6 protein-coding genes and 1 pseudogene are annotated in these 6,509 nt (G+C 74.4%); 5 read left to right on the top strand and 2 right to left on the bottom strand.

Annotation, left to right across the window (positions count from 1 at the left end):
* A partial coding sequence (locus tag JNW87_RS32850; protein WP_238455018.1) for a sensor histidine kinase occupies positions 1-983 on the bottom strand: 983 nt, incomplete at its 3' end.
* Between the two features lie 155 nt (positions 984-1,138).
* Between JNW87_RS32850 and fabG the strand changes: the two genes are divergently transcribed.
* From fabG to JNW87_RS32830, 4 genes are all read left to right on the top strand, one after another.
* Positions 1,139-1,843 (top strand): beta-ketoacyl-ACP reductase, encoded by a 705-nt coding sequence (fabG, locus tag JNW87_RS32845; protein WP_109800178.1) that lies wholly within the window; start codon positions 1,139-1,141, stop codon positions 1,841-1,843.
* 39 nt (positions 1,844-1,882) lie between these two features.
* Positions 1,883-2,650 carry an enoyl-ACP reductase FabI gene (gene fabI / locus JNW87_RS32840; RefSeq protein WP_109800177.1) on the top strand — a complete coding sequence of 256 codons (768 nt, stop codon included), beginning with the start codon at positions 1,883-1,885 and terminating at the stop codon, positions 2,648-2,650.
* Positions 2,651-2,721: 71 nt separating this feature from the next.
* A complete protein-coding gene (locus tag JNW87_RS32835) occupies positions 2,722-3,753 on the top strand; it encodes a ferrochelatase (protein WP_109800176.1) in 1,032 nt (343 codons plus the stop codon).
* Between the two features lie 34 nt (positions 3,754-3,787).
* A complete protein-coding gene (locus tag JNW87_RS32830) occupies positions 3,788-4,567 on the top strand; it encodes an HAD-IIA family hydrolase (protein WP_109800175.1) in 780 nt (259 codons plus the stop codon).
* A 21-nt stretch (positions 4,568-4,588) separates the two neighbouring features.
* Here the strand turns inward: JNW87_RS32830 and JNW87_RS32825 are convergent.
* Positions 4,589-5,384: pseudogene (locus JNW87_RS32825) on the bottom strand (hypothetical protein).
* Between the two features lie 202 nt (positions 5,385-5,586).
* Between JNW87_RS32825 and JNW87_RS32820 the strand changes: the two are divergent.
* Positions 5,587-6,399, top strand: a complete 813-nt coding sequence (locus tag JNW87_RS32820; protein WP_109800190.1) for a DUF3097 domain-containing protein — start codon at positions 5,587-5,589, stop codon at positions 6,397-6,399.
* The last annotated feature ends 110 nt before the right edge of the window (positions 6,400-6,509 follow it).

Raw genomic sequence — 6,509 nt, 5'->3', positions numbered from 1 at the left:
CGGGCCGCGTTCGCCAGCCCCTCCTGGACGATCCGGTACGCGGCCAGCCCGACCGGCGCGGGCGTGTCGCCGGTCGGCGCGGGGGCGTCCAGGGTGACCGCCAGGCCGGCCCGGCGGGCCGCGTCCACCATCGCCGCGACGTCCGCCAGCCCGGGCAGCGGCGCGGTCTCCGGACCGGCGGACTCGCTGCGCAGCACGCCCAGCAGGCGGCGCATGTCGGTCAGCGCCTCCCGGGCCGAGCCGGCGATCGCGGCGAACTCGGCGCGGGCGGCATCCGGCACTTCGGCGAGGCGGTACGGCGCGGTCTCCGCCTGCACGGCGATCATCGACATGTGGTGGGCGACCACGTCGTGCAGCTCCCGGGCGATCCGGGTGCGCTCCTCCAGCACCGCCCGGCGCTCCCGCTCCCGCTCGCTGAGCGCGGTCTGCGCGGCCAGCGCCCGGCGGGAGCGCCGGTTGCCGCGCACCAGGTCGCCGAGCACCAGCACCGTCAGGACCAGCACCAGGACGCTGACCCGATGGTCGGGGTCGACCAACGCGAGCCCCGGCACCAGCGTGAGCAGGCCCACCCAGACCAGCACCGGCCGGTCCGCCCGGGTCGCCACCACCGCCAGCACCAGCAGCGACCCGAGCGCCAGCACCGGGGTCCACGGCCAGCCCGCGCCGGCCGGCGCATTGAAGGTGCAGGTCGCCAGGGCCACCACGGCCAGCCGCCAGGCCAGCAGGGGACGCCGGGGCAGGGCGAGCAGCGGCGCGACCGTCAGGCCGGCGAACAGGATCGGCACGATCCCGGGCAGGCGCCGGTCGGTCTGCTGGGCCAGGGTGACGGCGAAGAGTCCGATCACGACGAGCAGGCCGACGGGCCGCGCGAACGGGGCCAGCCGGGGCCAGCGGTCCAGCGGCAGCCGGACCGGCGCGACGTCCGCCCCGGCGACGGTACGCCGCAGCGCCCGCCACCAGGTCCCGACCGGTTGCTCCGCCATCAGCGGCAGCGTACGGACCGGCGGGCGCATCGTCGTCCCACCCTGGGCTGAGGCCGGGCGTCGTACCCCGGTGTGACCTGGTCGGGTTAGCGCTTACCTACCGGTAACCCCTAGGCTCCGACCGACGCAGAGATCAGCGGAGCAGAGGGGGACCCGTGGCCCGTACCGTGCTGGTGACCGGCGGCAACCGGGGAATCGGCCTGGCCATCGCGCAGGCCTTCGCCAAGCAGGGCGACCGGGTGGCGGTCACCCACCGCAGCGGCGAGGCGCCGGCGGGCCTGTTCGGCGTGCGGTGCGACGTCACCGACTCCGCCTCCGTCGACGCGACGTTCGCCACCGTCGAGGCCGAGCTGGGTCCCGTCGAGGTGCTGGTCGCCAACGCCGGCATCACCGCCGACACGCTGCTGATGCGGATGTCCGAGGAGCAGTTCACCGGGGTGCTGGACACCAACCTGACCGGCGCGTTCCGCTGCGCCAAGCGGGCCTCGGCGAAGATGCTCCGGGCGAAGTGGGGCCGGATGATCTTCATCTCGTCGGTGGTCGGCCTGTACGGGGGCGCCGGCCAGGTCAACTACGCGGCCAGCAAGGCCGGCCTGGTGGGGGTGGCCCGCTCGATCACCCGCGAGCTGGGCAGCCGCAACATCACCGCGAACGTGGTCGCGCCCGGCTTCATCGCCACCGACATGACCGCCGCGCTGCCCGAGGAGCGCCGCACCGAGTACCGCAAGGCCATCCCGGCCGGCCGGTTCGCCGAGCCGGACGAGGTCGCCGGCGTGGTCACCTGGCTGGCCTCGGACGCGGCCGGCTACATCTCCGGCGCCGTCATCCCGGTCGACGGCGGCCTGGGCATGGGCCACTGAGCCACCCGTCCCGAGAAGAACGCACGGAGGAATCTCTCGATGTCTGGACTGCTCGCCGGTAAGCGGCTGCTCGTCACCGGCGTCATCACCGACGCCTCGATCGCCTTCTCGGTGGCGAAGCTCGCCCAGGAGAACGGCGCCCAGGTCGTGCTCACCGGCTACGGCCGGCTCTCCCTGGTCGAGCGGATCGCCAAGCGGCTGCCCGAGGCGGCCCCGGTGATCGAGCTCGACGTGACCAACCCGGAGCACCTCGCCGGCCTCGCCGACAAGGTCCGGGAGCACGTCGACGGCCTGGACGGGGTGGTGCACTCGATCGGCTTCGCCCCGCAGAGCTGTCTCGGCGGCGGCTTCCTCGACGCCCCCTGGGAGGACGTGGCGACCGCCCTGCAGGTCTCCACTTTCTCCTACAAGTCCCTGGCCATGGCGGCGCTGCCGCTGATGTCCGCGGGCAGCGCGGTGGTCGGCCTCACCTTCGACGCCACCAAGGCCTGGCCGGTCTACGACTGGATGGGCGTGGCCAAGGCCGGGCTGGAGTCCGCCTCCCGCTACCTGGCGCTGCACCTGGGCAAGCAGGGCATCCGCAGCAACCTGGTCGCGGCCGGCCCGCTGCGGACCATCGCCGCCAAGTCCATCCCCGGCTTCGACCAGTTCGAGGACGCCTGGACCGCGCGCGCCCCGCTGGGCTGGAGCCTCACCGACCAGGAGCCCGCCGCGCGGGCCTGCCTGGCGCTGCTGTCGGACTGGTTCCCGGCCACCACCGGCGAGATCGTCCACGTCGACGGCGGCTACCACGCGATCGGCGCCTGAGCCGGCCGACGAAACCCGACCGTCCCGGGGTGGTCGTCGGGCCGTCACGGCCGTCGGGGGAGAATGGCGCCATGGCGTACGACGCGTTGGTGCTGGTGTCCTTCGGCGGCCCGGAGCGGCCTGAGGACGTGGTGCCCTTCCTCCAGAACGTGACCCGGGGGCGCGGCGTACCGCCCGAGCGGCTGGCGGAGGTCGCCGAGCACTACCTGCACTTCGGCGGGGTCTCCCCGATCAACCAGCAGTGCCGGGAACTGCTCGCCGCGATCCGGGCGGACTTCGCGGCGAACGACGTCGACCTGCCGGTCTACTGGGGCAACCGGAACTGGAACCCGATGCTCGCCGACACCGTGGCGCAGATGCGCGACGACGGGGTGCAGCGGGCGCTCGCCTTCGTCACCAGCGCGTACGGCGGCTACTCCTCCTGCCGGCAGTACCAGGAGGACATCGCCGCCGCCCGGGCCGCCGTCGGCCCGGACGCCCCGATGATCGACAAGCTGCGGCAGTTCTGGGACCACCCCGGCTTCGTGGAGCCGCACGCCGACGCGGTGCGTACCGCACTGGCCCAGCTCGACCCGGCGAAGCGGGACACCACCCGGCTGGTCTTCACCGCGCACTCCGTTCCGACGTCGATGGCCGCCACCGCCGGCCCGAACGGCGGCCGGTACACCGCGCAGCTGGCGGAGACCGCCCGGCTGGTGCACGCCGCCGCCGCACCGGACCTGCCGTACGACCTGGTCTGGCAGAGCCGGTCCGGCCCGCCGCAGGTGCCGTGGCTGGAGCCGGACATCAACGACCACCTGGCCAGCCTCGCCGAGTCCGGCGTGACCGGCGTGGTGGTCAGCCCGATCGGCTTCGTCTCCGACCACCTGGAGGTGGTCTGGGACCTCGACACCGAGGCGCTGGACACGGCCAAGCAGCTCGGCCTGGACTTCGTCCGCGCCGGCACCCCGGGCACCGACCCGCGCTTCGTGGCGATGGTCCGCGAACTGGTCACCGAGCGGACCGCGCCGGACGGCGAGCGGCTGCGCCGCCGTCTCGGCGAGCTGCCGATGTGGGACACCTGCCCGACGCCGTGCTGCATGCCCGCCGCCCGCCGTCCCTGAGCCCGACCGACCCCTAGACCCGTTGGGACGACACATGCATGACCGCAAGCCGGTGCAGAGCTGGCTCACCGACATGGACGGCGTGCTGGTGCACGAGGGCCAGCCGGTGCCCGGCGCACCCGAGTTCGTCAAGCGGCTCCGGGCCTCCGGCAAGCCGTTCCTGGTCCTCACCAACAACTCGATCTACACCCCGCGCGACCTCCAGGCCCGGCTGGTCCGGATGGGGCTGGACGTGCCGGAGGAGGCGATCTGGTCGTCGGCGCTGGCCACCGCCAAGTTCCTGGACGACCAGCGGCCGGGTGGCACCGCGTACGTGATCGGGGAGGCCGGGCTGACCACGGCCCTGCACGCGGTGGGGTACGTGCTCAGCGACTTCGCCCCGGACTACGTGGTGCTGGGGGAGACCCGCACCTACAGCTTCGAGGCGATCACCAAGGCGGTCCGGCTGATCAACGACGGGGCGCGGTTCATCTGCACCAACCCGGACGTGACCGGCCCGTCGGTGGAAGGCGCCCTTCCCGCCGCCGGCTCGGTCGCCGCGATGATCTCCAAGGCGACCGGGGTGGAGCCGTACTTCGTCGGCAAGCCCAACCCGATGATGATGCGCTCGGCGCTCAACACCATCAACGCGCACTCGGAGACCACCGCGATGATCGGTGACCGGATGGACACCGACATCCTCTGCGGGCTGGAGGCGGGGCTGGAGACGATCCTGGTGCTGACCGGGATCAGCAGCCGCGCCGAGGCGGAGCGCTACCCGTACCGGCCGTCCCGGATCATCGACTCGGTAGCCGACCTGATCGACGAGATCTGACCCCGCGGCCCGGCTCCGCCGTCAGGGGCGCAGCGGGGCGTTGCAGGCGGCGACCAGGGCCTGCCGGCAGGCGGTGGTGAGCGGGCGCAGCGCGGCGTCGCGCTGCTGGGCCTCGTAGTTGTTGATCGCCCCGCCCGGCGCGCTGTGCCCGGCGAGGGCGAGCACCCGGTCCAGCACCGCCGCCCGGGCGAAGAGTCGCCGGGCCCGTGGGTCGAAGCCCGGCGGCAGATCAGTGGCGCCGTCCGGGCGGCGCAGCGCGGCGAGCGCCCCGGCCAGCTCCGGCCGCCACTGGGCCACGTCGAGGCGGGTCAGCGCGGCGGGTGGTCTCCGCGAGCGCGGCGGCCAGCTCGGCCTCCGCCTCCGCCGCGCCGGGGGCGGTGAGCGACGCCGCCGGCGCGTTCGAGGGCAGCGGGTAGACCCGCCAGAGCACCGTCTCCCAGGTCATCCCGGAGCCCGAGGTGTGGCTGCGCACCTGCGGAATCAGCCCGAGGCCGCCGGCGACCACCGCCTCCCCGGCGAGCAGCGCCGCACCGGCGAAGTCGCCGGGGCCGGGCAGGCCGCGCGGGTCGCCCGGCGCGGGCAGCACCAGCCGGATCTCGTCGGGGGAGAGCTTGGCCAGGGTGGGCAGCGCGTCCCGCAGCGGGACGTCGGTCCAGGTGCCGGGGGCGTCCGCGACCAGGTGCTCCTCGTCGCCGGCGATCGAGTCGGCGACCTCGTCGAAGGGCACCAGGCCGGCGCGCCAGGCGCGGACCCAGGCAACGAACCGGCTGGACCGGCGCGGAGCCAGCGTGGCCGCGCCCGTTGCGGGGAGGGACATGCGGAAAGGGTACGTGCTCCCCGCCGCCCCTGTCTCGACTGCCGCTCCGGCCGCGTAGCCTGCCCCGAACTGCCTTCTTCGCCCCTTTTCGCGGGCCCGCCGCATCGCCGTCGGCGGTCGTGACCGTCCGTCCCCGCGGCGGCCGGGGTGCCGGCGGCGCGTCGCCGGGCGACGCGCCGGACCGCCGGTTAGCGTGATCCACATGGCGGGGCGATACGGCGAGGACGTGCTGGCGGGGGACTGGCGACGGCGGAAGGTCACCCCCGAGGTGGACGCCGAGCCGGACCTGGTGGTCGAGGACGCCGACTCCGGGTTCTGCGGCGCGGTGGTCGGTTTCGAGGCCGGCGCGGTGGTGCTGGAGGACCGGCACGGCCGGCGGCGCAACTTCCCGCTGCTGCCCGCGGCCTTCCTGCTCGACGGCCGGCCGGTGACGCTGCGCCGGCCGACCCGCGCCCCGGCGCCGGCGGCCCGGCGGCGCACCGCCTCCGGCTCGATCGCCGTCGACAACGTCCGCGCCCAGGTCGCCAAGGCCAGCCGGATCTGGGTCGAGGGCGTGCACGACGCCGCGCTGGTGGAGCGGATCTGGGGCGACGACCTGCGGATCGAGGGCGTGGTGGTGGAGCCGCTCGACGGCATCGACGCCCTCGACGCCGAGGTCCGGAACTTCGCCCCCGGCCCGGGCCGGCGGCTCGGCGTGCTCGTCGACCACCTGGTGCCCGGTTCGAAGGAGAGCCGGATCGTGGCTCGGGTGTCCTCCCCGCACGTGCTGGTCACCGGGCACCCGTACGTCGACGTGTGGCAGGCGGTCAAGCCGGCCGCGCTCGGCATCCCGGCCTGGCCCGTGGTGCCGCCCGGACGGCCCTGGAAGGAGGGCGTCTGCGCGGCCCTCGGAGTGGGCGAGCCGGCGGACATGTGGCGACGCATCCTGTCCCGGGTTGACAGCTTCGCCGACGTGGAGACGCCGCTGATCAACGCGATGGAACGGTTGATCGACTTCGTGACCGAGCCTCGGTAGGCGTCGGTCGGCTCCTTGCCGCTTGCCGCTTGCCGCTTGTTGCTTGTTGCGGTTCAGGCCGGGGGCCGCCGTGACCGGCTCCGGGCGGTCAGGCTTGATCCCTCCGCCGG

The organism is Micromonospora sp. ATA51, from assembly GCF_016802855.1.
Taxonomy (GTDB): domain Bacteria; phylum Actinomycetota; class Actinomycetes; order Mycobacteriales; family Micromonosporaceae; genus Micromonospora; species Micromonospora sicca.
This window is presented reverse-complemented; position numbering and strand designations above follow the sequence as displayed.

Excerpts from the sequence above, each read along its gene's own strand:
- JNW87_RS32830 (WP_109800175.1), top strand. The coding sequence starts at position 3,788 with ATGCATGACCGCAAGCCGGTGCAGAGCTGGCTCACCGACATGGACGGC.
- JNW87_RS32820 (WP_109800190.1), top strand. The coding sequence starts at position 5,587 with ATGGCGGGGCGATACGGCGAGGACGTGCTGGCGGGGGACTGGCGACGG.
- fabI (WP_109800177.1), top strand. The coding sequence starts at position 1,883 with ATGTCTGGACTGCTCGCCGGTAAGCGGCTGCTCGTCACCGGCGTCATC.
- JNW87_RS32835 (WP_109800176.1), top strand. The coding sequence starts at position 2,722 with ATGGCGTACGACGCGTTGGTGCTGGTGTCCTTCGGCGGCCCGGAGCGG.